Below are 26,222 nucleotides of genomic sequence, written 5' to 3' on the forward strand. Positions count from 1 at the left end.
AGCTTCGGCATGCCCTCGATCTCGACCTGACACAGCCGGCAGGAGCCGTCGATCGTGAGCTTGGGGTGCCAGCAGTAGTGCGGGATGTCGACGCCGTTCATGAGCAGGCCCAGGTCGTCGATGGCCTGCAAGATGGTGCGCCCTTCGGCGACCTGGAACTCCCGCCCGTCGATCGTGAGCTTCGGCATGACTTACAGCTCGAAGCTCTCGGCGAAGGGGCACTTCTGCCCGTCGATGTGCGCTTGGAAGTCGGCCCGGAAGTGTTTCAAGAGGCCCTGGATCGGCCAGGCCGCGGCGTCGGCGAACGCGCAGATGGTCTGACCCTCCATGAGCGAGGGCACGTCGTCGAGCAGCGCCAGGTCCTCGGCCGTGCCGCGGCCGTGCTCGATCTTCTCGCACAGCTTGTGCAGCCAGCCCGTGCCCTCGCGGCACTGCGTGCACTGACCGCACGACTCGTCGCGGAAGAAGTAGGAAGTCACGCACGCGACGCGCACCATGCAGGTGGTCTCGTCCATGACCATGACTCCGCCGGTGCCCAGGTGCGAGCCCTTGGGCGCGAGCAGCTCCTCGGCCATGCCCACGTCGAGCTCCGACGGCGGCAGGATCGGCATGGAGAGACCGCCGGGCATGACGCCCTTCAGTCTGCGCCCGCCGCGCACCCCGCCCGCCAGGCCGAGCACCTCGCGCAGCGGCGTGCCGAGCGGCAGCTCGAACAGCCCCGGGCGCTCCACGTGGCCCGATACACCGAACAGTGTCGTGCCCGGGCTCTTCTCGGTGCCGCGCGCGCGGAACCACTCCGTTCCGCGCTCCAGGATGAACGGCACGTGCGCGAAGGTCTCCACGTTGTTCACCGTGGTGGGCAGGCCGAAGGCGCCGTGCTGCGCCGGGAACGGCGGCTTCTTGCGCGGCTGGCCCTTCTTGCCCTCGAGTGACTCGAGCAGCCCGGTCTCCTCGCCGCAGATGTACGCGCCGGCGCCGGAGTGCACCACGATCTCGTGCTCGAAGCCCTTCTTGCCCATCACGGCCTTGCCGAGATACTTCTTGGCGCGCAGCTCTCCGACGGCGGCCTCGAGCACGCGGATCGGCTCGGCGTACTCGCCGCGCACGTAGATGTACGAGCGCTTGGCGCCCATGGCCCAGGCGCCGATCAGGATGCCCTCGAGGATCTGGAACGGACCGCGCTCCATGATCATGCGGTCCTTGAACGAGCCGGGCTCCGATTCGTCGCCGTTGATGACGATGACCTTCATGCGGTCGCTCGTCTTCGGCATGAAGCTCCACTTCAAGCCGGTGGCGAAGCCCGCGCCGCCGCGCCCGCGCAGGCCGGCCGCCTTCACCTGCTCGGTGACTTCCTCGGGCGCGAGTGACAGCGCTTTCTTCAGGCCCGCGAAGCCGCCGGCGTCTTCGTAGCCCGACAGCGTCTGGTAGCTGTCTTCGCCGTAGTGCTCGGACAGGTAGTTCTTGACGTACGGCTCTTTCTGCACGCCCTACTCCAGCGCGTCGACGAGGCGGCGGGCGTCCGCGAAGTCGACGTTCTCGTGGTACACGCCGTCGATGCGCAGCACCGGCGCCGTGCCGCACGACCCGAGACACTCTTCGTGTCCGATCGTGATGCGGCCGTCCTGCGTCGTCTGACCCGCGTGCACGCCGAGATACGCCTCGAGCCCGCGCAGGAGCGAGCGAGCCCCGCGCAGGCTGCAGGGCACGTTGGTGCACACGTACACGTGGTGCCGGCCCTGCGGCTCCGTGTAGAACATGTTGTAGAACGACAGCACCTCGTGGACCTCGACGGGCTTGAGCTCGAACAGCTCGGCGAGCTCGCGCGTGCCCGCGTCGTCGACGAAGCCCTTCTCGGCCTGCACGAGATAGATCGCGGGCAGGAGCGCGCCGCGCTTCTGCGGGTAGCGCTCGAACAGCGCTTCGATCTGCGCGCGTGTCTCGGCCCTCAACGACTCACTCCCACTCGAGCCCGCCGCGCAGCCACTCGTACGCCAGGCCGACGGCCAGCACCGCCAGGAAGGGAGTCATCACGGCGAGGCCGTAGAAGCCGAAGTCCTTGAACACCACGGCCCACGGGAACAGGAACACCACCTCGACGTCGAAGATGATGAACGACACCGCGACCATGTAGAACTTGATCGAGAAGCGCTGGTTCGGTGAGCCGAGCTGGTGCTCGCCGCACTCGAACGGCTCCTGTTTCTCGCTGAACTCGAGCTTCGGCCCGAGCACGCTGGTGAGAAACAGGAAGGTTCCGACCGCGAGGGAGCCGAGCAATACGAAGAGTCCGAGACCCGCGTACTCTCCCATGGCGACCCCCACCAAAGCCCGTTGCTCGAAGCCCGGTCAAAGCACTCGAAAGTGCCCGTATTTCCTGGAAAAAGGCGGGGCAAGCGTAGAAGGCGCCTACCACCCTGTCAACCGTTCGGGGCCGCGTGTATGGTTCAAAGATGAGTGCGGAAAATCCGGTGCGCGCGGCCGTGTTGGGCGCGGGCAGCTTCGGCACCTGCCTGTCGATCCTGCTCGCCGAGCGCGGCTTCGCGGTCGACCTGTGGGCCCGCGACACCCACATCGCGAGCGCGATCGAGAAGCACCGGCGCAACCCGCGCTACCTCACCGACTTCGTGCTGCCCAAGAACGTGCACGCGACCGCGTCGCTGGGCGATGCGCTGGCCGACAAAGAGCTCGTGATCTCGGTCGTGCCGAGCCATGCGGTCCGGGAAGTGTGGGAGCCGGCTCATCGGCTGCTCCGGCACGACGCGCTCGTGGTCTCGGCCTCGAAGGGGATCGAGGTCGGCACCGGGAAGCTGTGCTCCGACGTGCTGATGGAGGTCCTGCCCGCCCGGATGCACGAGCGGCTGTGCTTCCTGTCGGGGCCGAGCTTCGCGCGCGAGATCGCCGAGCGCCGGCCGACGGCGGTGGCGCTGGCCGCGCGCAACGAGACCTATGCCGTGGCCGCCCAGTCGCTGATCTCGTCGCCGCTGTTCCGCTGCTACACCAACTCCGACGTGATCGGGGTGGAGCTCGGCGGCGCGCTGAAGAACGTGATTGCGATTGCGGTCGGCGTGGCCGACGGCATGGAGTCGGGGCTGAACTCGCGCGCGGCGCTGATCACGCGCGGCCTGGCCGAGATGACGCGGCTCGGCGTGGCCATGGGCGCGAACCCGGTCACCTTCCTCGGGCTCTCGGGCGTGGGTGACCTGGTGCTGACCTGCACCGGCGACCTGTCGCGCAACCGCCAGGTGGGGCTCGAGATCGGCCGCGGGCGCCCGGTGCCCGCGGTGCTCGCGGGACTCACCCAGGTGGCCGAGGGCGTGCGCACGGCGAAGTCCGCCTACGAGCTGGCACAGAAGCTGGGCGTCGACATGCCGATCACGAGCGGCGTGTATCTGTCGCTCTACGAGGGCAAGAACCCGTTCGAGGCGGCGTCGGAGCTGCGCTCGCGGCAGCTCAAGAGCGAGATGGAATAGATGGCGCGGCCTACACGGATCGGTGTCGCCTGCGCGGCGCTGGCCGCGCTCGTGCTGGCGGGCTGCGGGCCGAAGCTCGTCCGCGACCGCGTCTACGACAACCCGCAGGTGCGCGTCGAGCTGCAGCGGCGCGAGCAGGGCGGCCAGGTGATTCCGCGCGGCTACGCGCACCCGGCGACGATCGCCGACGTGCGCATCGCGCACATCCTGGGCAGCCTGACCTTCGAGAACAACGACAAGGAGCGCAAGCCGATGATCCGCTCCGAGCACTTGTACGACCTGGCGGCGGGCATCGCGAAGGCGCTCGCGAAGGCCACGCCCGACGACGAGGTTGCGGCCGCCTCGTTCCCCATGGACCGGCGGCTCGGGATCTTCAGCGACGACCGAGTGACTTCGTTCCGCCTGCACATCGAAGGCGACGCCATGCGCATCGAATTCATGAATGTGGAGGACCCGCTCGAGAAGGAGGGTTCGAAGGTCAGCTTCCGCGACTACGAGATCCCGTCGGACCTGCCCACCCTGGCGCCGCGCTACACGATCATCACCAGCGACTCGATCTCGAAGTTCGGCACGCGCGGAGTCACCGTGGCGTGGCGCGACGACACCTTCCGCCGGCCCATCACCATGAAGGACCGCGAAGGCCGCGTGAAGAAGCGCACCGTGCTGATGGAGATGCCCAACGAGAACATGCCGCCCGCGGGCGCCGGCAAGCAGCCGCTGGCCCACCAGGACCGCCCGCCCGGTCTCTCCGACGCGCAGGTACGCGCGCTCGACCACGCCGACGAGGACCGCGCGAACGGCTCGATCACCGAGCCCGAGTACCAGAAGCGCCGGCGGCTGATCCTCGAGAACAAGCTCGAAGAGGCGGGTGAGTCGCCGGAGCAGGAGAACGCGCCCCAGTGAGCGCGCGGCGCGTCCACATCGACACCGACCCCGGCATCGACGACCTGCTGGCGCTCGCGCTGGCCTTCGCCTCGCCGGAGCTCGAGGTGTGCGCACTCACCACGGTGGCGGGCAACGCGGCGCTGCCGATCGTGACCGCCAACGCGCGGCGCTTCTGCGCCCTGGCCGGGCGCGAGCTGCCGCTGGGGGTGGGCGCGTTCGCCCCGCTCGCGCTGACGCCGATCGACGCGGCGCACTTCCACGGCCGCGACGGCCGGCGCGGCGCGCCGCTGCCGCCGGTGGCCGACGCGGAGCTCGCGCCCGCGCGCGACGTGCTGCGACACAGTCTGGTGTCGCGCGGCGTCGAGGCCGTGATCGCGCTCGGACCGCTCACCAACGTGGCGACGCTGGCGATCGAAGACCCGAAGCTGTTCGCGAACGCCGAGGTGCTGTGGATGGGCGGCACGCTGGGCGCCGGCAACGTCACCGCCAAGGCCGAGTACAACGCCTACGCCGATCCGCGCGCGCTGCGGCTGTTGCTGGCGTCGGGCGTGCGGCTGCGGGTCGTGGGGCTCGAAGTCACCACGCGCATCCAGCTCTCCGGCGCCGAGATCGCGGGGCACGCATTCCCCGACACGGCGCGCGGTCGCGCGCTGGCGGCGCTCTTGCGCGGGCTGTGCGACGCCGAGAAGTCGCTCTCGGGCCAGGACCGGGCGCTCTTGCACGACCCCAGCGCAGTCACCGCCGCCGCGGCGCCCGACTGGTTCGGCTTCGCGCCCAAGACGCTGGAGGTGTGCGACCGCGAAGGCGCCGAGCGCGGCCGCATCCGGGCGCGCGCCGAGGGCGGCGCGGCCGCCTGGGCGGTCGACGCGCGCAGCGCCGACGTGCGCGGATCGTTCCTCGAGCGAGTCACGGCCTGGGCGAAGGGCGGCGCGCCGTGAGCGAGCGCTTCGATTTCCACTCGCACACCACGGTATCCGACGGCAGTCTGTCGCCGACGGAGCTGGTGCGGCGCGCCGAGAAGAACGGAGTCAGCGGCTTCGCGCTCACCGACCACGACGCCGTGGACGGCATCGCCGAGGCGCGCGCCGAGGGCGAGAGACTCGGCATCGAGGTGCTGGGCGGGATCGAGCTGTCGGTGAACGAGGCCGAGGGCACGCGCGCCATGCACATCCTCGGGCTGGGCATCGACGACGCACACGCCGAGCTGCGCGCGCGCCTGGTCGAGCTGCGCCACGGCCGCATCGGCCGCGCCGCGCGCATCGTGAGTCACTTGCAGGCCGCGGGCGTGGCGATCACGCTGGCCGCGGTCGAGGCGCAGGCCGCCGCCGGCGCGTCGCTCGGTCGGCCGCACGTGGCGCGCGCGCTGGTCGCGGCCGGCGCGGTGCGCGACAGCGACGAGGCGTTCGCGCGCTGGCTGCGGCGCGGGCGCCCGGCGTACGAGCCCAACCCCGAGCTCTCGGCGCAGGCCGCGATCGCGCTGGTGCACGCGGCCGGCGGCGTGGCGGTGCTCGCGCACCCGCCGCTCTCCGCCGGCATCGACGCGCCGGGCGGCGTGGCTGCGTTCATCGAGCGGCTCGTGCCGTTTGGCCTGGACGGGATCGAGGTCTGGCACCCGAGTCACAAGTCCACGGTCACGCGCCGTCTGCGCCGCATCGCCGCTGCGCACGGCCTGCTCGAGACCGGCGGCAGCGACTTCCACGGCGACGACCGCCCGGACGTCGAGCTGGGTCGCGGCCGCGGCGGCAAGCTGCGCATCGGCCGCGACGTGCGCGACGCGTTCGAAGCGCGCTGGCGCGCGCGCCGCGAGGCCCTGGGTTTGACCCACTCCCCGACCGGGAGTAACCTCGGCCGCCCCGTATGAGCAGAAAGGGCGACAAGAGCGGCCCGTCGACGCAGGCCGTTCACGCCGGCGAGCGGGTGACACGCGCGCGTGTCACCGATTCGCTCACCACGCCGATCGTGCAGACCGCGGCGTTCTGGTTCCGCGACACGCAGGAAGTGATCGCCTACCAGGAGGGCCGCCACCCGAGCTTCGAGTACGGGCGCTACGGCAACCCGACCACGCGCGCGGTCGAGGTCAAGCTGTGCGAGCTCGAGGGCGGCGCCGACTGCGTGGTCTCGGCGTCGGGCATGAACTCCGTGACCACCATGCTGCTCGCGCTCGTGCCGCAGGACGGTCACGTGGTCACCACGCACGACTGCTACCGGCGCACGCGGCAGTTCATGCAGACGCTCATGCCGAAGATGGGCGTGCGCTGCACGGTGATCGACCCGGCCGACCTCGCGGCGCTCGAGCGCGCGGTGGCCGACGGCGCGAACCTGTTCTTCTCCGAGTCACCGACCAACCCCTACTTGCGCTGCGTCGACGTGGCCGCGGTCGCGGAGCGCTGCCGTGCCGCCGGCACGATCGTGGTGATCGACTCGACCCTGGCCACGCCCATGAACCAGCAGGCGCTGGCGCTGGGCGCGGACCTGGTGCTGCACTCGGCCACGAAGTATCTCGCGGGTCACAACGACGTGCTCGCGGGCGCGCTCGTGGGCAAGGAGGCGTTCATCCGCCCGATCCGCGAGCTGCACGGCGTGCTGGGCGGCGTGATCGATCCGCACGCCGCCTATCTCGTGCTGCGCGGCATGAAGACGCTCTCGCTGCGCGTCGCGCGCGCCAACGAGAACGCGGCGGCGATCGCGCGCTTCCTCGAGCAGCACGACAAGATCGAGCGCGTGCACTACCCCGGCCTGCCCAGTCATCCCGATCACGCGGTCGCCAAGCGCCAGATGCGCAACGGCTTCGGCGGCATGGTCAGCTTCGAGGTGCGCGGCGGGCTCGAGGGCGCGTCGAAGCTGATCGACGCGCTGCGCGTGCCCTACATCGCCCCCAGCATGGGCGGCGTGGAGTCACTCGTGGAGCAGCCCACGGTGATCTCGTACTGGGACAAGACCCCGGCCGAGCGCGCGCAGCTCGGCATCCGCGACAACCTGGTGCGCTTCTCGTGCGGCATCGAGGACGCGGACGACTTGCTCCGAGACCTCGAGCAGGCGCTCGAGCGGGTCTGAGAGCCGAGCGGCAGTCAGACCAACTCGGCGGTGGCGGCCTTCTCCAGCGCCAAAAGCCGCCGCTTCGCGTCGAGCCCGCCCGAGAAGCCCCCGAGCTTGCCGTGCGCGGCGATCACGCGGTGGCAGGGAATCAGGATCGGGATCGGGTTCGCCCCGGTCGCGGTCCCGGCGGCGCGCACCGCCGCCGGGCGGCCCGCGCCGCGCGCGATCTCGGCGTACGTGAGCGTCGCGCCGTACGGAATCGCCGCGATCTCGCGCCACACCGCGCACTGGAAGTCCGTGCCGCGCGGCTCGACGGCCAGCGAGAACTCGCGCCGCTTGCCCGCGAAGTACTCCGCCAGCTCCAGCGCCAGCTTGTCGAGCAGCGGCAGCCAGGGCACGCGCTCGGCGTCGGCGTACACGCTGCGCAGCCAGCCTGCGAAGCCCGATCCGCTCGAGCGCGGCAAGGCGATCCGCACGACACCCGACTCGGTGACCGCGGCGCGGATCTGACCGAGCGGGGTCTCGACCACCCCCGTCGAGAGCCTCAGCCCCACGCGTCGAGCCTAGCCCAGCGAGTGACTCGATTGGAAGGGCCTTGCTCCAGCAAACGTGCTTGCGGAGCCAGATCCGCCGGTGAGCGAGCCGCAGGCGAGCGAAGGAGGCAGGCCACGGCCGCCCGTGGCCACGCCGCCAGATACGCAAGCGAAGCGCGCAGCGAGCCGCAGGCGAGCGAAGGAGGCAGGGCACGGCCGCCCGTGGCCACGCCGCCAAATAAGAAAGGCTGGGAGGCAGCTTCCATGGCGCTGCCCCCCAGCCTCTACGTCCAACCTCTCGATGTCAGACGGAGAACGCCGATCGAATCAGCCGCGGCGTCGCGTGGTGCGCGCGGCGCGCCTGCGCGCCGTCGCGCCGCGGCGCGTGCTCTTCTTGGCGGTGGTCCGGGCCTTGCGGGTCGCGCGCCGGCCGGGTCGGGCCTTGCGGGTCCCGCCGCCGCGCCGGGCCATCTTCGTGCGACACACGTCGCCCGACTTGTCGATGAAATACAGGAAGCCGTCTTCGCGCTTCACGCCGGCGCGGGCGACTTTCTCGGGGCGCGTGCGGGCGTGGCGTCCGCCACCGCGCGCCATGACGACGCGTGACACATCGCCTTGCTTGTCCAGGTAGTACAGGTAACCGGACTCACGCCTCACTCCGGTCTCTGCGATCTTCATTGCCATCATGTCCCCCCACACAAATTCGTTCCGTCCGACGCTGTGTCGAACGAACCGCGCAAAGGATGGAACGAATTCCGACGTTGTAAAGGGGGCAACGGCGATAAGTTGCACTTTTTCTCGTCGGTGACGCCCTACACCAGAGAGAGACGTCGACGGATTCGCTGGGTCGGCTCGTCGGTGGCGGGCTCGAAGACACGCCCGGTGATGCGCTCGTAGGTCTCGATGTAACGCTGCGCGGCCTCGCAGCGGACCTCGTCGGGCAGCGTCGGTGGCGTGCCCTCGCCGTGATAGCCGCGCTCCTGCAGCCAGCGTCGCACGTACTCCTTGTCGAGCGACTTGGGGTCGGTGCCCTGACTGAACGCCTCGGCGTAGCCGTCGGCGTACCAGTAGCGCGACGAGTCGGGCGTGTGGATCTCGTCGATCACCACGAAGTCACCCGCAGCGTCGGTGCCGAGCTCGTACTTCGTGTCGACGAGGATCAGCCCGCGTGTCGCCGCCCACGCCTGACCCGCCGCGAACAGGCGCGCGAGCATGGCCTCCGCCTGGTCGTATTTGGTGGCGGAGATCACACCGCGCGCGATCAGCTCCTCGCGCGAGGTCAGCTGGTCGTGCTCGCCGTGCTCGGCCTTGGTCGTCGGTGTGAGCAGCGCGACGGGCAGCTTCTGGTGCTTGCGCATGCCGTCGGGCAGGCGGTGGCCGCAGTACAGGCGCTCGCCGGCGTCGTAGGCGCGCCAGATCGACGTGCTCGTCGCGCCCGTCAGATAGGCGCGGAACACGAACTCGATCGGAACCGGAGTGCACTCGCGCCCGATCGTGACCATGGGGTCGGGAACCTCGAGCACGTGGTTGGGCGCCACGCCCTGGGTCTTCTCGAACCAGAACGCCGCCAGCTGGTTCAGCACCTGGCCCTTGAACGGGATCGTGCCGACGACCACGTCGAAGCAGCTCACCCGGTCGCTCGCGATCAGGTAGCGCTTGTCGCCCTTCACGTAGCAGTCGCGCACCTTGCCCTCGATGCGCCGGCCCAGCTCCGGGAAGTCGCTGCGGCCGAGCGTCCGGCGGCACTGGTCTCTGAGCAGAACTGGATCGATTCCCATGAGCGTCCCCCTTTGCCCGGCTTCAGTTCTTCGGGCGCGCAGCGAAGCGCCGCTCGACCGCGTCGAGCACGGTCTTTTCGAGGCGCACGCCGTCGAGCCGGTTGATCTCCTGGATGCCCGTCGGGCTGGTCACGTTGATCTCGGTGAGCCAGTCCCCGATCACGTCGATGCCCGCGAACACGATGCCGTGCTCACGCAGCGCCGGTCCGATGCGCGCGCAGATCTCGCGCTCGCGCGGCGTCACGGCGGTCTTCGCGGCGGTGCCGCCCACGTGGAAGTTGGCGCGCGACTCGTAGTGCTGCGGCACGCGCAGCACCGCGCCCACGGGCTCGCCCTCGACCACGATGATGCGCTTGTCGCCCGCCCGCACCTCGGGGATGTAGCGTTGGGCGATCTGGTAGGCGGTGCCGCTCTTCGTGCCCAGCTCGAGCAGCGCCTGCACGTTCCGGTCGTCTTTGGTGAGATGGAACACGCCAGCACCGCCGCAGCCGTCGAGCGGCTTGATGATCATCTCGCCGCCGAGCTGGTCCCGGAAGGCCAGCAGCTCGCGAATGCTGCGACTCACCAGACTCTCCGGACAGACGTCGGGGAAGCGCAGGATGAAGAGCTTCTCGGTCACCTCGCGCAGGCCGCGCGGCGCGTTCACCACCAGGGTGGTGGGCGGCACCAGGTCGAGTATGTGGGTGGTGAAGAAGTAGTTCAGGTCGTACGGCGGGTCTTTCCGCATCCAGACCACGTCGAACTGGCCCAGCGACCCCCGGCCCGCGCCGCCCACCTCGTACCAGTCGCGCGACTCGCGCACGCGTGTCTCGACCCAGCTCGCCCACGCCAGGCCGCCGGGCCCGACGGAAAGCTCACTGACGTCGCACGTCGCCACGTCGTGACCGCGGCGCGCCGCTTCGCGCATGAACATGACGCTGGTGTCGGCGTCGGGGCTCAACCCGCGCAGCGGATCGACGATAAAGAGGTGCCGCATGCGGCGGATGCTAGGGTCGCTCGTCGCAGACTGTCAAAGCGCGAGGGCGTGAGGTAGGCTGCGCGGCAGCGTGAAGTACGCGACCCCGTCGGCGAGGAACTACGCTTGAGACGGCTGGCCAAGATCGCTGTCGCGCTCGCCGTGTTCGCCGCGCTCATGGCGGGCATCGGCCTGGCGCTGTTCTACGTGACGATCCTCTCGGATCTGCCCGAGATCAACAAGCTCGAGGACTACCACCCGAACCTGATCACGCGCGTGCTCGACGTCGACGGGAACGAGGTCGCCAGCTTCGCCAAGGAACGGCGCGTGATCATCCCGATCGAGCAGGTGCCCAAGCCCGTCGTCGAGGCGTTCATCGCCGCCGAGGACGGCTCGTTCTACGAGCACACGGGCCTGGACTACGGGGGCATCCTGCGCGCGCTGTGGAAGAACATGTTCGAGGGCCACACGCAGGGCGCGAGCACGATCACGCAGCAGGTGGCGAAGACGTTCCTGCTGACTCCCGAGCGGACTTACCGGCGCAAGCTGAAGGACATGGTGCTGGCGCGCCGCATCGAGCAGAAGCTCAGCAAGAACGACATCCTCTATCTGTATCTCAACCAGATCTACTTCGGCGCCGGCGCGTACGGCATCGAGGCTGCGGCGCAGACTTACTTCGGGAAGTCGGCGCGCGACCTGCAAGTGCACGAGGCGGCGGTGATCGCGGGGCTGGTGCCGCGGCCCGCCGAGTGGAACCCGCACGCCGACCCGGAGACCGCGCACAAGAAGCAGCTCGAGGTGCTGAGCCGCATGGTGAAGCAGGGCTTCCTGCAGCCCGACCAGCGCGAGTACTGGGCCGCGCAGCCGCTGGTCTACGCCAAGACTCACTGGCAGGAGCGCGACTCGGCGACCGCGTTCTTCGTGGAAGAGGTGCGCCGCTTCCTGATGGACCGCTTCGGCGGCGACGAGGTGCTGACCGGCGGACTCACCGTCCACACGACGCTCGACGTGCGCCAGCAGATCGAGGCCTGGAAGGCCATCCGCCGGGGCCTGCGCGACCACGACCGGCGCATGGGCTACCGCGGGCCGCTGAAGAACGTGCCCGAGAAGGAGTGGGCGGCGCTCGAGGAGGAGATCGGCAAGACCAACTCCGCGCCGCGCGAGCCGGCCGAGGAGGACCTGTACCAGGGCCTCGTGGTCGCGCTCGACGACGCGGCGCAGAAGGTGACTCTCGCGACGGGCCCCGCCCCGACCGACCGCGCCCTGCTGGCTCTCTCCGACGTGAGCTGGGCCGGCGCGCCCGACGTGAACCGCGACGGCATCTCCCCGCGCGTCAGCAAGGTGAGTCAGGCGCTGCACAAGGGCGACCTGGTGCAGCTCGAGAAGTCGGCCAACGGCAAGGGCTGGGTGCTCTACCAGAAGCCGCTCGCGGAGGGCGCGATGCTCTCGGTGGACCTGGAGAAGGGCGAGCTCAAGACCGTGGTCGGCGGCTACAGCTTCGCCTCGAGTGAGTTCGACCGCGCGCTGCAGTCGAAGCGCCAGCCCGGCTCGGCGTTCAAGCCGATCGTGTACGCCGCCGCGCTCACGCGCGGCTTCACCGGCGCCACGATCGTGCACGACACGGCGGTGGTCTACGACGACGACTCGAGCGGCCAGGAGTGGAAGCCCGAGAACTACACCGAGGACTTCTACGGCCCGATCACCCTGCGCACGGCGCTCGCCAAGTCGCGCAACGCGGCCACGATCAGGGTGCTGTCGCAGATCGGCCTGGCGCCCGTGCAGGGCATGGCCAAGGCGCTCGGCATCGAGTCACCCATGGAGATGAACCTGGGCCTCGCGCTGGGCAACAGCGAAGTCACCCTGGCGGAGCTGGTGCGCGCCTACACCGCGTTCGCCACCGGCGGCAAAGTGATCGACCCGGTGTTCGTGCTCGAGGTGCGCGACCGCACCGGCAAGGTGCTGGCCGAGAACGTGCACCTGCTCGCGGGCCAGAAGGAGCCGCTGACTCCGCCCGTCGGACAGGGCGGCGAGGAGAGCTCCGGCCCGTCCGACGCCGACCTCGACAAAGTCATGGAGAAGCTGCGCGCGCAGGTCGAGACCAAAGACGCGCCCGGGCTGCCCGAAGGCTTCCACCTCGACCCGGTCGACGCGTATCTCATGACCGACATGCTGCGCGCCGTGGTCGACGAGGGCACGGGCACCAAGGTGAAGGCGCTGGGCCGGCCCGTGGCAGGAAAGACCGGCACGACCAACGACCTGCACGACGCGTGGTTCATCGGCTTCACGCCCGAGCTCGCCGCGGGTGTCTGGATCGGCTACGACAGCGCGCGCAACCTGGGCAAGAACGAGACGGGCGGCCGCGCCGCGGCGCCGGTCTTCCTCGACTACATGAAGGGCGCGCTCGCCGACCGGCCCGTGCAGGAGTTCCCGGTGCCCGAAGGCGTGGTGTTCGCGCGCGTCGACCGCGCCACGGGACTCCTCGCGCCAACCGGCGACGAGAACGCCATCTTCATGCCGTTCCGCGAAGGCGCCGCCCCGACCGAAGTGAGTCCCACGCAGAACGGCGAGACCGGCGCGCGCCCGCTGCGCGTCGACTGAACCCCAGCCCCTCCCTATCCGACAAGTCCTCTGGATAGCGCCGCGCTGGGAGTCCTCTCGCGTGCAGAAGCTCGATGATGTCCTCGACCCTTCGCGGTTCGGCACGCTCGAGACCGTGTGCGACGGCGTCGGGCTGGTGTACGGACCGTCGAACGTCGGCCTCGTGTGGGGCAATGGCGCCGCGCTCGCGGTAGACACCGGGTCACTCCAGTCCGGCACCAAGATCATCGAGGCGCTGCGCCGCGCGTCGGACGAGCCGGTCCAGCACATCATCTACACGCACGGCCACGTCGACCACGTGGGTGGCGCGTCGACCTTCGTGCAGGAAGCGCGCTCGCGCGGCCGCCCGCGCCCGACCGTGTGGGCGCACGAGAACGTGCTCGCGCGACTCATGCGCTACCAGCGCACCTGGCGCTGGAACAACGAAGTGAACCGGAAGCAGCTCCGGCTGCCGCAAGGCATGAACACCTTCCCGCGCGGCCTGGTTCCGCCCGACCGGACATACCGCGACCGAGACGACTTCGAGCTCGCGGGCGAGCGCGTCGAGCTCTACCACGCGACCGCGGAGACCGACGACGCCACCTGGGTGTGGCTGCCCGACCGGCGCGTGGCGTTCGTGGGCGACCTGTTGATCGGGTCACTCCCGAATACGGGTCACCCGAACAAGACCCAGCGCTACACACTGGGCTGGGCGCAGGCGCTCGACACGGTGGCCGCGCACCGGCCGAACTGGGTGCTGCCCGGTCACGGGGAGCTCTTGCAGGGTGACCAGGCGCTCGAAGTCATGACCGAGACCGCGCGCGCGCTGCGCTCGCTCCACGACGCGGTGGTCGAGAGACTGAACGAGGGCATGTGGCCCGACGAGATCGTCGAGGCGGGCATCCAGCTGCCCCCGAGCCTGGCCAGCAAGCCCTATCTCGCCGAGACCAGCGGCTGCACGCAGTTCGTGGTGCGCGACGTGCTGCGCGCCTACGCGGGCTGGTGGGGCGGCAACCCCGCCGAGCTGATCCCCGCGCCGCGCGGCCAGGTCGCGCGCGACGTGATCGCGCTCGCGGGCCGCGACGCGATCCTCGACCGCGTGGGCAAGCTGTTCATCGGCGGCGAGGCGCGACGCGCGCTGCACCTCGCCGTGATGCTGCGCCAGGCCGACCCCGGCGACGCCGAAGCCTGGCAGACCGAGGCCGAGCTGTGCGAGGCGCTGGCGATCGGCGAGCGCTCCGCGGTCGTGCGCAGCTTCTACCTGTCGTGCGCCCGCGCGGCGCGCGAGTGTCTGGCGGGCCTCGACGGCGAAGACAAGCCGAAGCGCTGAACGCGCGAAACGCCAGCGCCGGCGCGGGCATCGAGTCCTCATGAGTGAGTCGATCCGCGGCGACCTGTCGCTTCTGGAGTCGGCCGACACCGCGGCGATGGACTGGAGCCGCAGCCCCAGCGGCACGGTCTGGCGCAAGCGCGTGCATCTGGTGGGTCCGCCCGAGTCGGGCCAGGTCACGTCGGTCGTGCGCTACGAGCCCCGATCGACCTTCCGTGCCCACGACCATCCGGAGGGCGAAGAGATCCTGGTGCTGGAGGGCGTGTTCAGCGATGAGCACGGTGACTGGCCGGCAGGCACGTTCCTGGCGAACCCCGAAGGCTTCCGGCACGCGCCGTTCTCGCGGCCCGGCTGCACGCTGTTCGTCAAGCTTCGGCAGTTCCCCGGACGCGAGCGCCGCCACGTGGCGCTCGATACGAATGCGCTGGCCTGGCGGCCGGGCGCGCAGCCGGGAGTGAGTGAGAAGCCGCTGTACGCACAGCCGGGCTTCTCGGACGTGATGCGGCTCGTGCGCTGGGCGCCGGGGATCGACCTCGGAGTCACTGAGTATGCGCAGGGCGCGGAGCTGTTCGTGCTCGAGGGCGCGTTCTCGGACGAGTCCGGCGAGCACGGGCGCGGCGCCTGGCTGCGCTTTCCGGTCGGCGCGAAGCACCAGCCGCGCGCGTCGGCCGCGGGCTGCACGCTGTACGCGAAGACGGGGGGCCTCTGCTATCTGCGCCCGGCTTCCTGAAGTCCTATCCTCGCGCGCGTGGGGCGGCGCGCGATCATCGTCGGGGGTGGTCACAACGGGCTGACCTGCGCCGCGTATCTCGCGCGCGCGGGGGTGGCGGTGACCGTGCTCGAGCGCCGGCCCGTGCTGGGCGGCGCGTGCGTGACCGAGGAGCTGTGGCCGGGCTACCGGGTGTCTCGCGGCGCGTACGTGCTGTCGCTGCTCCGGCCGGTGATCGCCGAGGAGCTCGAGCTCGCGAAGCACGGCCTGCGGCTCCTGCCCCGCGTGCCGGCGTCGATCACGCCGCTGCCCGACGGACGGGCGCTCGTGCTGGGCAACGAAGACCCGCGTGAGGACTTCGCCCAGATCGAGCGTTTCTCGCGCGCGGACGCCGAGGCGTACCGGCGCTACGAGGCCTGGCTCGAGGGCATCGCGGGCGCGCTCGAGCCGCTGCTCGACGAGCCGGGCCCGACGCGCCGGGCCGCGCTGGTACGCGCCGGGCTCGGTCTCGCGCGCGGCCCCGGCCTGCGCAGCTCGCTCGAGCTCCTGTTCGGCTCGGCGCGCGCGCTGCTCGAGCGTTGGTTCGAGTCCGAGCCGCTGCGCTCGACGCTCGCCACCGACGCGATCATCGGCGCCTTCGCGCCGCCGTCCGCGCGCGGCACGGGCTACGTGCTGTTCCACCACGTGATGGGCCTGCTCGGCGGCCGGCGCGGGGTCTGGGCGTACGTGGCCGGCGGCATGGGCGCGCTCGCGGAGTCACTCGCCGCCGCGGCGCGCGCGGCGGGCGCGGAGATCCGGACCGGCGCCGAGGCGAAGTCGATCCTGACTCGCGGCGGCCGGGCCTGCGGCGTGACTCTGGTCACCGGTGAGACGCTCGAAGCCGACCTCGTGGTGTCGAACGCCGACCCCGCGCGCACCGCCCAGTGGCTCGGCGATGCGCGCGCCCTGCCGCAGGCCGACTACCGCAGCCCCGTGGTGAAGCTGAACCTGGCCTTGCGCGAGCTGCCGCGCTTCCGCGCGCACGGGCGCGACCTGCCCCTCACGGGCACGATCCACCTGGGCCCGACCGACCTGGCCGGGATCGAGCGGGCGTACGCGGAGGCCGCCACTGGCCGCGTGCCGGAGGTCCCGATCGTGGAGCTCACCATCCCCTCGACCGTCGACCCGAGCCTGGCGCCGCCCGGAAGACACGTGGCCTCGATCTTCGCGCAGTACGCGCCGGCCCTGCCCGCCGACGACGCGCGCTGGCCCGAGCTGCGCGAGAGCTTCCGCGAGCGCGCGCTGCGCACGGTCGAGTCACTGGCGCCGGGCTTCACGGCCTCGATCGAGCATATGGAGGTGCTGGCCGCACCGGACCTGGAGCGCGTGTTCGGCCTCACGGGCGGCAACATCTTCCACGGCGCCATGCACCCGGGCCGCCTGCTGCGGCGCCGCGCGCGCACCCGCGTACCGGGGCTGTGGCTGTGCGGCGCGAGCACCTTCCCGGGCGGCGGCGTGATGGGCGCGCCGGGCCGGAAGGCCGCGCTCGAGATCCTGGCCTAGGTCCCGCGCGCCGCCCGGCTCGCGGCGAACGCCCGAGTCACCTCGGCGCGCAGCTCCGCGTCGCACAGGAAGTCGAGCGCGGTCATGGCCAGGGCCTTCGCGCCGTCGAGCACCGTCTGGTCGCCCATCTCGGACCCGGCCCACCTGGCGAACTCGGCGTTGTGGATCGACACGTTCGGAGGCGCCGAGGCGAGCATGGGGTGGATCGAGGGCACGCGGTGACTCACGTTGCCCATGTCGGTCGAGCCCTGCATGCCCGCGGGCAGCTTGTCGAGCGGGAAGAAAGCGCGGCCGAGTGACTCGGCGTTGGCCTGGAAGCGGTTGGCGAGCGGCCACGAGGTGTCGAGGTCGAGATAGTCGACCTCGCCCCAGGCCAGCTCGAGCCGCGCGCCCGTCGCCTCGGCGCCCGCGCGGAAGCAGCCGGCCACGCGCTCCTTCAGCGCGCGCAGGTCCACGAGGTTCGCGGCGCGCACCAGGAAGCGGCCGGCCGCGCGCTCGGGCACCACGTTCGGCGCCTGACCGCCGTCGGTGATGATGCCGTGGATGCGCTCGGTCGTGCGGATGTGCTGGCGCAGCGCGGCCACGCCCTGGTAGGCCACGACCAGCGCGTCGAGCGCATTCACTCCGCGCTCCGGCATGGCCGCCGCGTGAGACGCCACGCCGTGATAGGTCGCCTTCAGCTCCGAGATCGCGAGACACGGCATGGTGGCGAGATTCACGCCCGCGGGATGGATCATGAGCGCGGCATCGACGCCGTCGAACGCGCCGCGGCGCGCCATGATCTCCTTGCCGCCGCCGCCCTCCTCGGCCGGTGTGCCGAGCCAGCGCACCGCTCCCGGCAGGCGCGCGCCCAGCTCGGCCAGCGCGAGCGTCGCGCCCAGCGCCGTGGTGGCGATGATGTTGTGACCGCAGGCGTGACCGATGCCCGGCAGCGCGTCGTATTCGGAGAGCAGCGCCACCGTGGGCCCCGCCTTGCCGACCCGCGCCTCGAGCGCGGTCTCCAGCCCGTACACGTTCTGGTGTACGTCGAGCCCGCGCCCGCGGCCGGCCTGGGCCAGCACCTGCGCGGCGTGGCGCTCTTCGAAGGCGAGCTCCGGGTGGGCGTGGATGTCGTGCGACACGTCGAGCAGCTCGCGCGCGAGCCGGTCGATGCTGGCGCACACCTCTTTCTTCAGCGCGTCGATCATGCGCCCAGTATACGGCGCCAGCCTAGCTCCGGCGGCCGGCCAGCAAGCCGATCGGGATCGACCAGTCGTGGCCGGTCTCGGGCGCGATCTGGAGCGCGCTGCGCACCTCGCTCGGGGCGGCGTCCATCAGCACCCGCAGCGCTGCGGCCAGCGGCGCGGGCGTGCCGATGCGCGCGATCCAGGAAGCGAACTCGAGCCGCACCGGCCAGCGCGGGCCGACCTCGACCGAGAGGCCCGCCGCGTCGAACATCGCGCACCACTCCGAGAGCCGGTAGTTGCGCACGTGCGAGGGATCGCGCAGAACTTCGATCGCGTTGAGATAGGTGTCCTGCACCGGGTCTTCGGGCGAGAACGAGTCGACGAGCAGATACTGCCCGCCGGGCCGCAGCACGCGCGCGGCCTCGCGGGTCGCGGCAGCGGGGTCGGCGTAGTGGTGGGCGCACAGACGGGAAGTCACGACGTCGAACGAGCCGTCGGCGAACGGCAGCGCCTCGGCGCGCCCGCGCCGGAACCACACGTTCGAAAGCCCGCGCTCGCGCGCCAGGCCGGCCGCGGCCGCCAGCATCTCCTCGGTGAGGTCGAGCGCGATCACCTCGCGCGCGCGCGGCGCCAGGGCCAGGGCCGTGTGACCCGCGCCGGTGCCCACGTCGAGCACGCGCTCCGTGCCCGTGAGCGCGGCGCGCTCCACCAGCGCGTCGAGCGTGGGGCCGCCCGAGTGCACGGCGCTCACGACGTAGTTGCCGGCCGCCGCGCCGAATTGGCGTTGGATCGAGGTGTCCAGATCGACGCTCATGATTGCCTCCGCATGATTATTTACTTAGGTTAATAATCGACATGGCGACAAAAGACAAGCCCTCCTCCAGCCTGCGCGAGGCGGTCGCGGCTCTGCAGCGCCTGGCCGACGCGTTCGCGCAGCGGCGCGCGCAGCTCGCCCGGTCGGCGGGGCTCTCCGAAGCGCAGTGGCGCGTGCTCGAGCAGATCGCCGCCGAAGACTTCATGCCCTCGCTGTTCGCGCGCCGCCGCGCACGCTCGCCGGCGGCGGTCTCGAAGGTGATCCGCCAGCTCCTCGACCTGGGGCTGATCGGCGTGGAGATCGCCCAGGGCGATGCCCGCCAGCGCCACTACTCGCTCACTGCCGCCGGACGCGCCGCGATGGAGACCGTGCGCAAGGAGCGCGAGCGCGCGCTCGCGCGGATCTGGCTGGACTTCGAGCCCGAGCCGCTGGCGCGCTTCGCCGAGTTCGCGGCCGAGCTGGCGGACCGGATGGAGGCTCACGCGCGCGAGGAAGCGGCGAAGCCAAAAAAAACGGCCCGCCGGAGAGGCGAGCCAACAACCAAAACGCGGCGCGAAATATAGCACGTCGGCTCTTCCGCGTCAACGACTTTCTCGCGCATCGCGCCGTTTTTCGCTGACCCACGGACAAAGTCGGGAAAAGCGCAGACGAAGTCCCAGTTCGCGCCCCGGAACTCGCAGTTTCTCGCGCGCTACGCGCGTCCCGCCGCTGCGGCGCGCGCAGAATCCGCCGCCTCGAGGTGCTCCACGCAGTTCAACACCTCGATCGACGGCGGCGGCTCGCTCGCCACGACCGTGAGCGACGTGTTCGGCCACGACATCGGCGCCTCGAGCCCGCCCAGCCCGATTTCGAGCTCGGCGAACGCCCGCACCACCAGCCCGTGCGTGATCACCGCGAGATTCCCGCGCAGCCGGCGCGCAAGTCGCAGCACCCGCGGCCAGGCCTGCTGCGTGCGCTCGTGGAACTGCGCCCAGCTCTCGCCCTCGGGCGGCGCGTAGTCGGGCGCGAACGGGTCGAAGCCGAGCTCCGCGTAGGGCCGCCCGCGCAGCGTTCCGAAGTTGCGCTCGCGCAGCTCGGGCCAGAGCGTAAGCGGGGCGCCGGTCGCGGCGCGCACCTTTTCGGCGGTCATGCGCGCGCGCGCGTAGTCGCTCGACACGATCGACGCCACGCCCAGCCGCGCCAGCCGGGCGCCCAGCCGCTCGGCCTGCGCCAGGCCCACCGGCGACAGGGGGATGTCGGGCGTCTGGAGCACGCGCGCCGCGTTCGAGGCGGTCTCGCCGTGGCGCACGAGCAGGATCGACATCGCGCCCAGCGTAGCAGAGGTGGTAACTTGGCCAGCGACGATGGACGCGTACCTCGACTTACTCCGGCACGTGCGCCACCACGGCGTGCGCAAGGCCGACCGCACGGGCACCGGCACGCTGTCGGTGTTCGGCTGGCAGTCGCGCTACGACCTGGCCAAGGGCTTCCCGGCGCTCACCACCAAGCGCTTGCACCTGCGCTCGATCTTCCACGAGCTGTTCTGGTTCATCCGCGGCGAGACCAACGTGCGCAGCCTGCAGGCCGTGGGAGTCACGATCTGGGACGAGTGGGCCGACCCCGACGGCGAGCTCGGCCCCGTCTACGGCGCACAGTGGCGCGCCTGGCACGCCGCCGACGGGCGCGTGATCGACCAGCTCAGCGGCGTGGAAGAGGAGATTCGCCGCAACCCCGACTCCCGGCGCCTGGTGGTCTCGGCCTGGAACGTGGGTGAGCTCGAGCGCATGGCGCTGCCGCCGTGTCACCTCTTGTTCCAGTTCTACGTGGCCGAGGGCCGGCTCTCGTGCCAGGTGTACCAGCGCAGCGCCGACATCTTCCTGGGCGTGCCGTTCAACATTGCGTCGTACGCGCTCCTGACTCACTTGATGGCCGAGTCGACGGGACTGCGGCCCGGCGAGCTGGTGCACACGCTGGGCGACGCGCACCTGTATCTCAATCACCTGGAGCAGGCGGACCTGCAGCTCTCGCGGACGCCCTACGAGCTGCCGCGGCTCGAGATCCGGCCGGGCGTGAAGTCGATCGCCGACTTCCGCTACGAGGACGTGCGCCTCGTGGACTACCGCGCCCACCCGGCGATCGCCGCGCCCATCGCCGTCTGAGCGCGAACGTGCTGTCGCTGATCGCGGCGGTTGCGGAGAATGGCGTGATCGGCAACAAGGGCACTCTGCCCTGGCGCCTGCCCGACGACCTGGCGCACTTCCGCCGCACCACGCTCGGCAAGCCGGTGGTGATGGGCCGCCGCACCTACGAGTCACTCGGCCGCCCGCTGCCGCGCCGCACCAACGTGGTGGTTACGCGCAACCTGAAGTTCCAGGCCCCCAACGTGCAGGTCGCGCGCTCGCTCGACGCCGCGCTCGTGCTCGCCGCCGAGGCGCCCGAGGTGCTGGTGATCGGCGGCGCGACGCTCTACGCCGAGGCCCTGCCCGCCGCGCGCCGCATCTACCTGACCCGCGTGTACGGCCGGCCCGAGGGCGACGTGTTCTTCCCCGAGCTGAACCGCGCGGACTGGCACGAGTCACTCTTGCTCGAGCACCCGGCCGACATGGACCACCTGTACGCGTTCTCGATCGTGCAGCTCGACCGGAAGTGAGTCGCTAGATCGGCCCGAAGCGCGCGGTCTCCTCGAGCGCCTTGGGATCGACCACGGTCACGAAGCCGCGGTCGACCGCGATCGCGCCCGCGCCGACCCAGAGCCGCATCTGCTTGTTCACGCTCTCGCGCGTGGCCCCGACGAGCTCGCCCAGGATGTGCTGCGGCAGGCGTTGCTCGATGCGCGTGCCCGCCGGCACGGTGTTGCCGTGCGTGCGCATGAGCGCGAGCAGCTTGCGCGCGAGCCGCGCCGGGATGGTGAGCGACAGCTCGTCCTCGACCCGCTGCGACAGGTCGCGCAGGTTGCGCGCCAGCACGGCCGCGAGCTTGATCGCCACCTTGGGCTGCTGCTCGAGGAACGGCAGCAGGTCGCGCCGCTGCAGGCTCAAGAGCTCACAAGCCTCGACCGCCTCGACCGTGGCCGAGCGGACCTGGGCGTCGAACAGGGCCACCTCGCCGACCACATCGCCGGCTTCAAGGAATCGAAACACGATCTCCTTGGCATCAGCACCGTGCGAGAACACGCGCAGGCGGCCGCGCAGCACCGCGTAGAGCGCCGAGCCCGGGTCGCCCTTGCGGCACAGGACCTCGCGCGGCCGCAGGCGTTTGGTGCCCGTGATGCCGTGCAACAGATCGAGCTCGCGCCTCGAAAGACCTTCGAAAACGCCCACCTTCGCCAGCGCCGAGCGCCCGTCGAGCGGCGCGCGGACCTGCAGGGGGGTGGACGACATGGCCGGGGTGACCGAGGGGGCGGACGACATAGCTACACTGTGCCGCTTCCTGTGAACCGTTTCACAGCGGATCGGTGCCCGGTTCCCGAACTTCCGGTCATGCAGCGAGCGGCCCAATGGGAGTTCCAGCACAAGCAGCGCGGAGGCTGCCCAGCCGTGAGCCCCGTAGTGGCGCCGGACCCCTCGCACACCGCTGCCGCCCGACAAATGACCGTGATTCCCCTCCCGGTCGAAATTCCCGGCTCACCGTGGCTCCCTCCGCGGTGGCAGGGCGGAGCGCGCAGCAGGAGCGGGGGGTCCCCCTCTCGCTGACCGATTCCCTCCAGAGCAATCCCGATCACCCCTGTTCTCACCCGCACCCCCGAGAGACAATCCCCTCTCGGGGGTGCTCATTTGAAGGCGATCTCGCTGCTTCTTCTGGCTCTCTCGGGCTGCGCGGCGACGGCCGAGATCCGCGCCAAGCCCGACAGCATTTGCGCGGGCCGCGCGGTGCGGCTCACCTGGGACGGAAGCGGGTCGGGTCAGCTCACCGCCGAGCCGGCCGACGCGACGCTCGGGCCGAGCGACGTGGCGGCGAGCGGCCAGAAGACCGTGCACCCCAAGGTCACCACGACCTACCGCCTGAAGGTGACTTCGGGCTACGCGAGCAAGACCGGCGAGGCGCTGGTGAAGGTGGTGAGCGCGCCCAGGGGGGACTCGACGGTGCGCGGGGCCGTGTCCGACGAGGGCAGCGGCTGCTCGCCGGGGAAGATCTGGGTGACTGCGCGCGTCGATCCCGGCACCTGGGACCCGCGGCTGCGCATCGACGAGGTGCGCTCGACCGACGGCCGCTTCTACCACGTGCTGCACGCCGCGCAGATGGCCGAGGTCGGGCCCGACGCGCCGAGCTACGGGCTGCGCGACCTGCCGCCGGCGGGCGCGTGGAAGCTCGAGACTCCCTTGCGCCCGGGCGAGAAGTGCGGCGAGGCGGGCGCGCCCGAGTCACTCTCGGTCGCGCTGACCTTCATCTGCGCGGACTAGCCGTCGTCGACGACCGTCGGTGACCGCAGCTCGCGCTCGAGCGCGGCCACCAGGCCCGCGGCCTCGGCAGGGCCTTTGCCCGTGCCGAACACGCGGAAGTCGGGGCGCACCAGGACCAGGCGCGTACCGGTGCGCTCGAAGAAGCGGGTGGTGCGGCCGTCGAGGTCTTCGAACGGCGCACCCGGGCCCACGTGCGCCGTGACACCCCCGAGCGACGCGAAAGCCGCCCGCTCCGTACGAGCGAGCGCCCGGCCCGGGTCGCCATCCGCTCCGAGCAGCACCCAACCCCGCCCCACGAGATCGTCGAACAGTCCCTCGGCGCCGCGGCCCGCGCGCCGGCGCACGCGGCCCTGCGGGAACATCTCGCCCGCGCAGGGGTCGTCGGGCAGCACGCTGCCCGGCCCCATGACCGGCGGCGAAGGCAGCGGCGTGCGCTCGCCGGCGCGCACCAGCGCCGTGAGCTGTGAGTCGCGCGCCGCGGCTTCGTCGGGGTCGGTGAGACACATCATGCGGCCCAGCGACAGCGCGAGTGAGATGAGCGAGCGCACGTGCGGAATGCGCTCCTGCCCGTAGGTGTCGAGCAGCGCCTCCGAGGCGCGGCCGCGCAGCACCAGATCGAGCTTCCAGGCCAGGGTGGCCACGTCGCGCAGGCACGAGCCCAGGCCCTGCGCCGCGAACAGCGGCATGAGGTGCGCGGCCTCGCCCGCCAGGATCAGCCGGCCACGCCGCCAGGTCTCGGCCCAGCGCGCCCGGTAGGTGTACACGGCGTGGCGCTCGAGGATGGCGTTCGACTCGGCGAGACCCCACGGCGCCACGAGCTCCCAGGCCGTGCGCGCGTCGTGCATCGACTCGGGCGCCTCGCGCGGGAGCCGCATGAACTCGAAGCGCCGGCGCCCCGGCCCGCCCGAGCTCAGCATGACCGGCCGGCGCGGGTCACAGAGCTGCCAGTTCACCGGGCTCCACGGGCTCGGGTCGGCAGTGATCAGGTCGACCACGAGCCAGTCGAGCTCGAGACCCAGGTCCTCGACCGGCACGCGCATCGAGCGCCGCACGAAGCTGTGGGCGCCGTCGCAGCCCACGACCCAGGCGGCTTCGAGCTCGCGCGTGTCACCCGAGGAGTCGCGCGCGCAGACGCGCACGCGTTCGGCGCCCGGCTCGAGCGCGTAGACCTCGCAGCCCCGATGTACGGTCACGTTTCCGACCGCGCGCGCGCGCCGGTCGAGCGCGGCCTCGAGGTCGGGCTGGTGGACCATGCTGCTCTCGGGCCAGCCCGAGAGACTCGTGTGGCCCGGCTGGCCGAAGCGCAGCAGCGTCTCACCGGCCGCATTGCGCCATTCGTTCGTCCACGACGGCTCGGTGATTGCGCGCAGCGCATCGGCGACGCCGGCGGCCTGGAAGATGCGCGCGACCTCGTGGTCGAAGTGCACCGCGCGCGGCATGGGATAAGGCCGCGGCCAGCGCTCGAGCACCGTGACTCGCCAGCCGCGCTGCGCGAGCAGGATCGCCAAGGTCTGACCCGTGGGTCCGTAACCGACGATGGCGACGTCGCAGCGCTCGGTCACTGGCCCTCCTCGCCGGTCACTCGGAGTTGAGACTACTCTCAAATTGAGAACTTCGTCAATATTGACGTGGCTCTCACTTTCCTTCTACGTTTCGGGCATGCCCCGCGGATCTTCCCGACCGCGCGCTGCCGCGCCGGCCGCGACGCCCCGGCACGGAAAGCGCGCGCGTACGCGCCAGCAGCTACTCGACGCCGCGCTGAGAGTGCTCGCGCGCGTGGGCACGGGCGGTCTCTCGATCCAGGAGATCACCGCCGAGGCGGGCGTTGCCAACGGAACTTTCTACAACTACTTCCGCACGCGCGAGGAGCTGCTCGAGGCGGCGGTGGTTCCGCTCGTGCAGCGGCTGGTGGCGCGCGTGGCGGGACACACCTTCGCGACCACCGATCCCGCGCTGCGGCTCGCGTTCGGCGTGCGCGCGTTCATCTCGCATGCGGTCGAGGATCCGACCTGGGCCGCGGCGCTCTTGCGCATCTGGGGCAGCGGCTCGAGTCTCCCGCGCCGCGCCGGCGCGCGCGTGCTGAGTGACTTGCGCGCGGCGCAGAAGAAGCGCCGGCTGCGCATTCCCGACGAAGACGTGGCGCTCGACCTGGTCCAGGGCACGGTGATCGCGAGCATTCGCAGCGTGATCGAGGGCAAGGCCGGCGCCGAGCGCGGACCCGAGGTCGCCGTGCTGCTCTTGCGCGCGTTCGGCATGTCGGCGCGCGAGGCCGACGCGCTCGCCCACGCCCCGATGCCCGGGCCGGCGTCCGAGTCACCTTCCGACTAACCGCTCGGCTCAGCGGGAGTACAATCCGCGCATGGCCCTCCTGTTCGGCGCCCACCTGGGCCAGCAGAACCTGAAGATCGACGAGATGCGCGCCCTGTGGCGCCGCTTCGACACCGCGGGCCTGGACTGGATCTCGTGCTGGGACCACTTCTACGAAGCCCCGCCCGCGGGGGGGACCCAGCCGCACTTCGAGGCCGTGGCGCTGCTCGGCGCGCTCGCCACCGAGACGAAGCGTGCGCGCATCGGGTGTCTCGTGTTCTACGCGGGCTACCGCAACCCCGCGGCGCTGGCCAAGGCCGCCACCACGCTCGACCACCTGTCGGGCGGCCGCTTCAACCTGGGCCTGGGCGCCGGCTGGCACGAGTGGGAGGCGCGCGCCTACGGCTACGACTTCCCGCCGCTCGGCACGCGCTTCGAGATGCTCGAGGAGTCACTGCAGATCGTGCGCGGCATGCTCACGCAGGACCGCACCACGTTCGCGGGGAAACACTTCCGGGTCGAGAACGCCTCGTGTCTCCCCGCGCCGCTGCAGCGCCGGCTGCCCATCTGGGTGGGCGGGCTGGGCGAGAAGAAGACCCTGCGCCTGTGCGCGAAGTACGCCGACGGCTGGAACGCCGCCTACGCCTCGCCCGCCGAGTTCGCGCGCCTGTCGAAGGTGCTCGACCAGTGGTGCGAGAAGGAGAACCGCGACCCCGCCACGCTGCGCCGTGCGGTGAACCTGTC

At 71.1% G+C, this 26,222-nt stretch carries 28 protein-coding genes; 15 read left to right on the forward strand and 13 right to left on the reverse strand.

Translation table 11 applies throughout. From position 1 onward, the window contains the following. The 4 genes from VMR86_19280 to VMR86_19295 all read right to left on the reverse strand — a co-directional run. On the reverse strand, positions 1-188 hold a 188-nt coding region (locus VMR86_19280; protein ID HTO09202.1), incomplete at its 3' end, for a 2Fe-2S iron-sulfur cluster-binding protein. Positions 189-191: 3 nt separating this feature from the next. Further along, positions 192-1,484: an NADH-quinone oxidoreductase subunit NuoF gene (gene nuoF, locus VMR86_19285; protein ID HTO09203.1), complete on the reverse strand. Its 1,293-nt coding sequence runs from the start codon at positions 1,482-1,484 to the stop codon at positions 192-194. Positions 1,485-1,487: 3 nt separating this feature from the next. Then, positions 1,488-1,949, reverse strand: coding sequence for an NADH-quinone oxidoreductase subunit NuoE (nuoE, locus tag VMR86_19290; protein ID HTO09204.1), 462 nt, complete (start codon positions 1,947-1,949; stop codon positions 1,488-1,490). A gap of 4 nt (positions 1,950-1,953) precedes the next feature. Next, positions 1,954-2,307 carry an NADH-quinone oxidoreductase subunit A gene (locus VMR86_19295; GenBank protein HTO09205.1) on the reverse strand — a complete coding sequence of 118 codons (354 nt, stop codon included), beginning with the start codon at positions 2,305-2,307 and terminating at the stop codon, positions 1,954-1,956. Positions 2,308-2,447: 140 nt separating this feature from the next. Between VMR86_19295 and VMR86_19300 the strand changes: the two genes are divergently transcribed. The 5 genes from VMR86_19300 to VMR86_19320 are packed head-to-tail and all read left to right on the forward strand — an operon-like array spanning position 2,448 to position 7,406. Continuing rightward, entirely contained in the window at positions 2,448-3,467 is a 1,020-nt protein-coding gene (locus VMR86_19300) for an NAD(P)H-dependent glycerol-3-phosphate dehydrogenase (GenBank protein ID HTO09206.1), read from the forward strand. Then, the gene (locus VMR86_19305; GenBank protein HTO09207.1) at positions 3,468-4,370 is read left to right on the forward strand and encodes a hypothetical protein; all 903 of its coding nucleotides are present in this window, start codon (positions 3,468-3,470) and stop codon (positions 4,368-4,370) included. Next, positions 4,367-5,290, forward strand: a complete 924-nt coding sequence (locus tag VMR86_19310; protein HTO09208.1) for a nucleoside hydrolase — start codon at positions 4,367-4,369, stop codon at positions 5,288-5,290. The genes VMR86_19305 and VMR86_19310 overlap by 4 nt, the downstream gene beginning before the upstream one ends. Continuing rightward, a complete protein-coding gene (locus tag VMR86_19315) occupies positions 5,287-6,213 on the forward strand; it encodes a PHP domain-containing protein (GenBank protein HTO09209.1) in 927 nt (308 codons plus the stop codon). Before VMR86_19310 ends, VMR86_19315 begins: the two co-directional genes overlap by 4 nt. Then, positions 6,210-7,406, forward strand: a complete 1,197-nt coding sequence (locus tag VMR86_19320; GenBank protein HTO09210.1) for an aminotransferase class I/II-fold pyridoxal phosphate-dependent enzyme — start codon at positions 6,210-6,212, stop codon at positions 7,404-7,406. Before VMR86_19315 ends, VMR86_19320 begins: the two co-directional genes overlap by 4 nt. 14 nt (positions 7,407-7,420) lie before the next feature. Here the strand turns inward: VMR86_19320 and VMR86_19325 are convergent, their stop codons facing one another. The 4 genes from VMR86_19325 to gshB all read right to left on the reverse strand — a co-directional run bounded on the left by VMR86_19325 (position 7,421) and on the right by gshB (position 10,675). Beyond that, entirely contained in the window at positions 7,421-7,942 is a 522-nt protein-coding gene (locus VMR86_19325; protein ID HTO09211.1) for a methylated-DNA--[protein]-cysteine S-methyltransferase, read from the reverse strand. A 306-nt stretch (positions 7,943-8,248) separates the two neighbouring features. Next, positions 8,249-8,599: a hypothetical protein gene (locus tag VMR86_19330; GenBank protein ID HTO09212.1), complete on the reverse strand. Its 351-nt coding sequence runs from the start codon at positions 8,597-8,599 to the stop codon at positions 8,249-8,251. Between the two features lie 134 nt (positions 8,600-8,733). After that, complete coding sequence (locus VMR86_19335) at positions 8,734-9,699, reverse strand: phosphoribosylaminoimidazolesuccinocarboxamide synthase (GenBank protein ID HTO09213.1); 966 nt, start codon at positions 9,697-9,699, stop codon at positions 8,734-8,736. A 22-nt stretch (positions 9,700-9,721) separates the two neighbouring features. Continuing rightward, entirely contained in the window at positions 9,722-10,675 is a 954-nt protein-coding gene (gene gshB, locus VMR86_19340; GenBank protein HTO09214.1) for a glutathione synthase, read from the reverse strand. Positions 10,676-10,780: 105 nt separating this feature from the next. Between gshB and VMR86_19345 the strand changes: the two genes are divergently transcribed. The 4 genes from VMR86_19345 (at position 10,781) to VMR86_19360 (ending at position 16,812) form a co-directional block, all read left to right on the forward strand. Continuing rightward, positions 10,781-13,252 (forward strand): PBP1A family penicillin-binding protein, encoded by a 2,472-nt coding sequence (locus VMR86_19345; GenBank protein ID HTO09215.1) that lies wholly within the window; start codon positions 10,781-10,783, stop codon positions 13,250-13,252. Positions 13,253-13,313: 61 nt separating this feature from the next. Further along, positions 13,314-14,561, forward strand: coding sequence for an alkyl sulfatase dimerization domain-containing protein (locus tag VMR86_19350; protein ID HTO09216.1), 1,248 nt, complete (start codon positions 13,314-13,316; stop codon positions 14,559-14,561). A gap of 40 nt (positions 14,562-14,601) precedes the next feature. After that, positions 14,602-15,291: a cupin domain-containing protein gene (locus tag VMR86_19355; protein HTO09217.1), complete on the forward strand. Its 690-nt coding sequence runs from the start codon at positions 14,602-14,604 to the stop codon at positions 15,289-15,291. Between the two features lie 18 nt (positions 15,292-15,309). Beyond that, positions 15,310-16,812 carry an NAD(P)/FAD-dependent oxidoreductase gene (locus VMR86_19360; GenBank protein HTO09218.1) on the forward strand — a complete coding sequence of 501 codons (1,503 nt, stop codon included), beginning with the start codon at positions 15,310-15,312 and terminating at the stop codon, positions 16,810-16,812. Here VMR86_19360 and VMR86_19365 read toward each other — a convergent pair. Beyond that, entirely contained in the window at positions 16,809-17,999 is a 1,191-nt protein-coding gene (locus VMR86_19365; protein HTO09219.1) for a M20 family metallopeptidase, read from the reverse strand. The genes VMR86_19360 and VMR86_19365 overlap by 4 nt on opposite strands. Positions 18,000-18,021: 22 nt before the next feature. Further along, entirely contained in the window at positions 18,022-18,792 is a 771-nt protein-coding gene (locus VMR86_19370; GenBank protein ID HTO09220.1) for a class I SAM-dependent methyltransferase, read from the reverse strand. Positions 18,793-18,833: 41 nt separating this feature from the next. Here VMR86_19370 and VMR86_19375 point away from each other — a divergent pair, with 41 nt between their 5' ends. Further along, positions 18,834-19,355 (forward strand): MarR family transcriptional regulator, encoded by a 522-nt coding sequence (locus tag VMR86_19375; protein HTO09221.1) that lies wholly within the window; start codon positions 18,834-18,836, stop codon positions 19,353-19,355. Between the two features lie 128 nt (positions 19,356-19,483). On the opposite strand, the gene VMR86_19380 is transcribed toward VMR86_19375, so the two are convergent. Continuing rightward, on the reverse strand, positions 19,484-20,095 hold the full coding sequence (locus VMR86_19380) for a histidine phosphatase family protein (GenBank protein ID HTO09222.1): 612 nt from the start codon (positions 20,093-20,095) through the stop codon (positions 19,484-19,486). A 40-nt stretch (positions 20,096-20,135) separates the two neighbouring features. Between VMR86_19380 and VMR86_19385 the strand changes: the two genes are divergently transcribed. Together VMR86_19385 and VMR86_19390 are read left to right on the forward strand one after the other, a co-directional pair. Then, positions 20,136-20,930 carry a thymidylate synthase gene (locus VMR86_19385; protein ID HTO09223.1) on the forward strand — a complete coding sequence of 265 codons (795 nt, stop codon included), beginning with the start codon at positions 20,136-20,138 and terminating at the stop codon, positions 20,928-20,930. Between the two features lie 8 nt (positions 20,931-20,938). Further along, entirely contained in the window at positions 20,939-21,421 is a 483-nt protein-coding gene (locus VMR86_19390) for a dihydrofolate reductase (GenBank protein HTO09224.1), read from the forward strand. Between the two features lie 4 nt (positions 21,422-21,425). Here VMR86_19390 and VMR86_19395 read toward each other — a convergent pair whose 3' ends face one another. Then, a complete protein-coding gene (locus tag VMR86_19395) occupies positions 21,426-22,151 on the reverse strand; it encodes a Crp/Fnr family transcriptional regulator (protein HTO09225.1) in 726 nt (241 codons plus the stop codon). Positions 22,152-22,544: 393 nt separating this feature from the next. On the opposite strand from VMR86_19395, the gene VMR86_19400 reads away from it, so the two are divergent. Beyond that, positions 22,545-23,171: a hypothetical protein gene (locus tag VMR86_19400; protein ID HTO09226.1), complete on the forward strand. Its 627-nt coding sequence runs from the start codon at positions 22,545-22,547 to the stop codon at positions 23,169-23,171. Here the strand turns inward: VMR86_19400 and VMR86_19405 are convergent. Then, positions 23,168-24,733, reverse strand: coding sequence for a bifunctional 3-(3-hydroxy-phenyl)propionate/3-hydroxycinnamic acid hydroxylase (locus tag VMR86_19405; GenBank protein HTO09227.1), 1,566 nt, complete (start codon positions 24,731-24,733; stop codon positions 23,168-23,170). The genes VMR86_19400 and VMR86_19405 overlap by 4 nt on opposite strands. A gap of 97 nt (positions 24,734-24,830) precedes the next feature. Between VMR86_19405 and VMR86_19410 the strand changes: the two genes are divergently transcribed. Together VMR86_19410 and VMR86_19415 are read left to right on the forward strand one after the other, a co-directional pair. Next, positions 24,831-25,499, forward strand: coding sequence for a TetR/AcrR family transcriptional regulator (locus VMR86_19410; protein HTO09228.1), 669 nt, complete (start codon positions 24,831-24,833; stop codon positions 25,497-25,499). Between the two features lie 31 nt (positions 25,500-25,530). Then, a partial coding sequence (locus VMR86_19415) for a TIGR03560 family F420-dependent LLM class oxidoreductase (protein HTO09229.1) occupies positions 25,531-26,222 on the forward strand: 692 nt, incomplete at its 3' end.

This window comes from Myxococcota bacterium (genome assembly GCA_035498015.1).
In the GTDB taxonomy this organism is placed as follows: Bacteria; Myxococcota_A; UBA9160; order SZUA-336; family SZUA-336; genus VGRW01.

Excerpts from the sequence above, each read along its gene's own strand:
- VMR86_19375 (HTO09221.1), top strand. The coding sequence starts at position 18,834 with ATGGCGACAAAAGACAAGCCCTCCTCCAGCCTGCGCGAGGCGGTCGCG.
- VMR86_19355 (HTO09217.1), top strand. The coding sequence starts at position 14,602 with ATGAGTGAGTCGATCCGCGGCGACCTGTCGCTTCTGGAGTCGGCCGAC.
- VMR86_19385 (HTO09223.1), top strand. The coding sequence starts at position 20,136 with ATGGACGCGTACCTCGACTTACTCCGGCACGTGCGCCACCACGGCGTG.
- VMR86_19335 (HTO09213.1), bottom strand. The coding sequence starts at position 9,699 with ATGGGAATCGATCCAGTTCTGCTCAGAGACCAGTGCCGCCGGACGCTC.
- VMR86_19410 (HTO09228.1), top strand. The coding sequence starts at position 24,831 with ATGCCCCGCGGATCTTCCCGACCGCGCGCTGCCGCGCCGGCCGCGACG.
- gshB (HTO09214.1), bottom strand. The coding sequence starts at position 10,675 with ATGCGGCACCTCTTTATCGTCGATCCGCTGCGCGGGTTGAGCCCCGAC.
- VMR86_19300 (HTO09206.1), top strand. The coding sequence starts at position 2,448 with ATGAGTGCGGAAAATCCGGTGCGCGCGGCCGTGTTGGGCGCGGGCAGC.
- VMR86_19305 (HTO09207.1), top strand. The coding sequence starts at position 3,468 with ATGGCGCGGCCTACACGGATCGGTGTCGCCTGCGCGGCGCTGGCCGCG.
- VMR86_19380 (HTO09222.1), bottom strand. The coding sequence starts at position 20,095 with ATGTCGATCCTGCTCGTGCGCCACGGCGAGACCGCCTCGAACGCGGCG.
- VMR86_19320 (HTO09210.1), top strand. The coding sequence starts at position 6,210 with ATGAGCAGAAAGGGCGACAAGAGCGGCCCGTCGACGCAGGCCGTTCAC.
- VMR86_19395 (HTO09225.1), bottom strand. The coding sequence starts at position 22,151 with ATGTCGTCCACCCCCCTGCAGGTCCGCGCGCCGCTCGACGGGCGCTCG.
- VMR86_19330 (HTO09212.1), bottom strand. The coding sequence starts at position 8,599 with ATGAAGATCGCAGAGACCGGAGTGAGGCGTGAGTCCGGTTACCTGTAC.
- VMR86_19295 (HTO09205.1), bottom strand. The coding sequence starts at position 2,307 with ATGGGAGAGTACGCGGGTCTCGGACTCTTCGTATTGCTCGGCTCCCTC.
- VMR86_19370 (HTO09220.1), bottom strand. The coding sequence starts at position 18,792 with ATGAGCGTCGATCTGGACACCTCGATCCAACGCCAATTCGGCGCGGCG.
- VMR86_19365 (HTO09219.1), bottom strand. The coding sequence starts at position 17,999 with ATGATCGACGCGCTGAAGAAAGAGGTGTGCGCCAGCATCGACCGGCTC.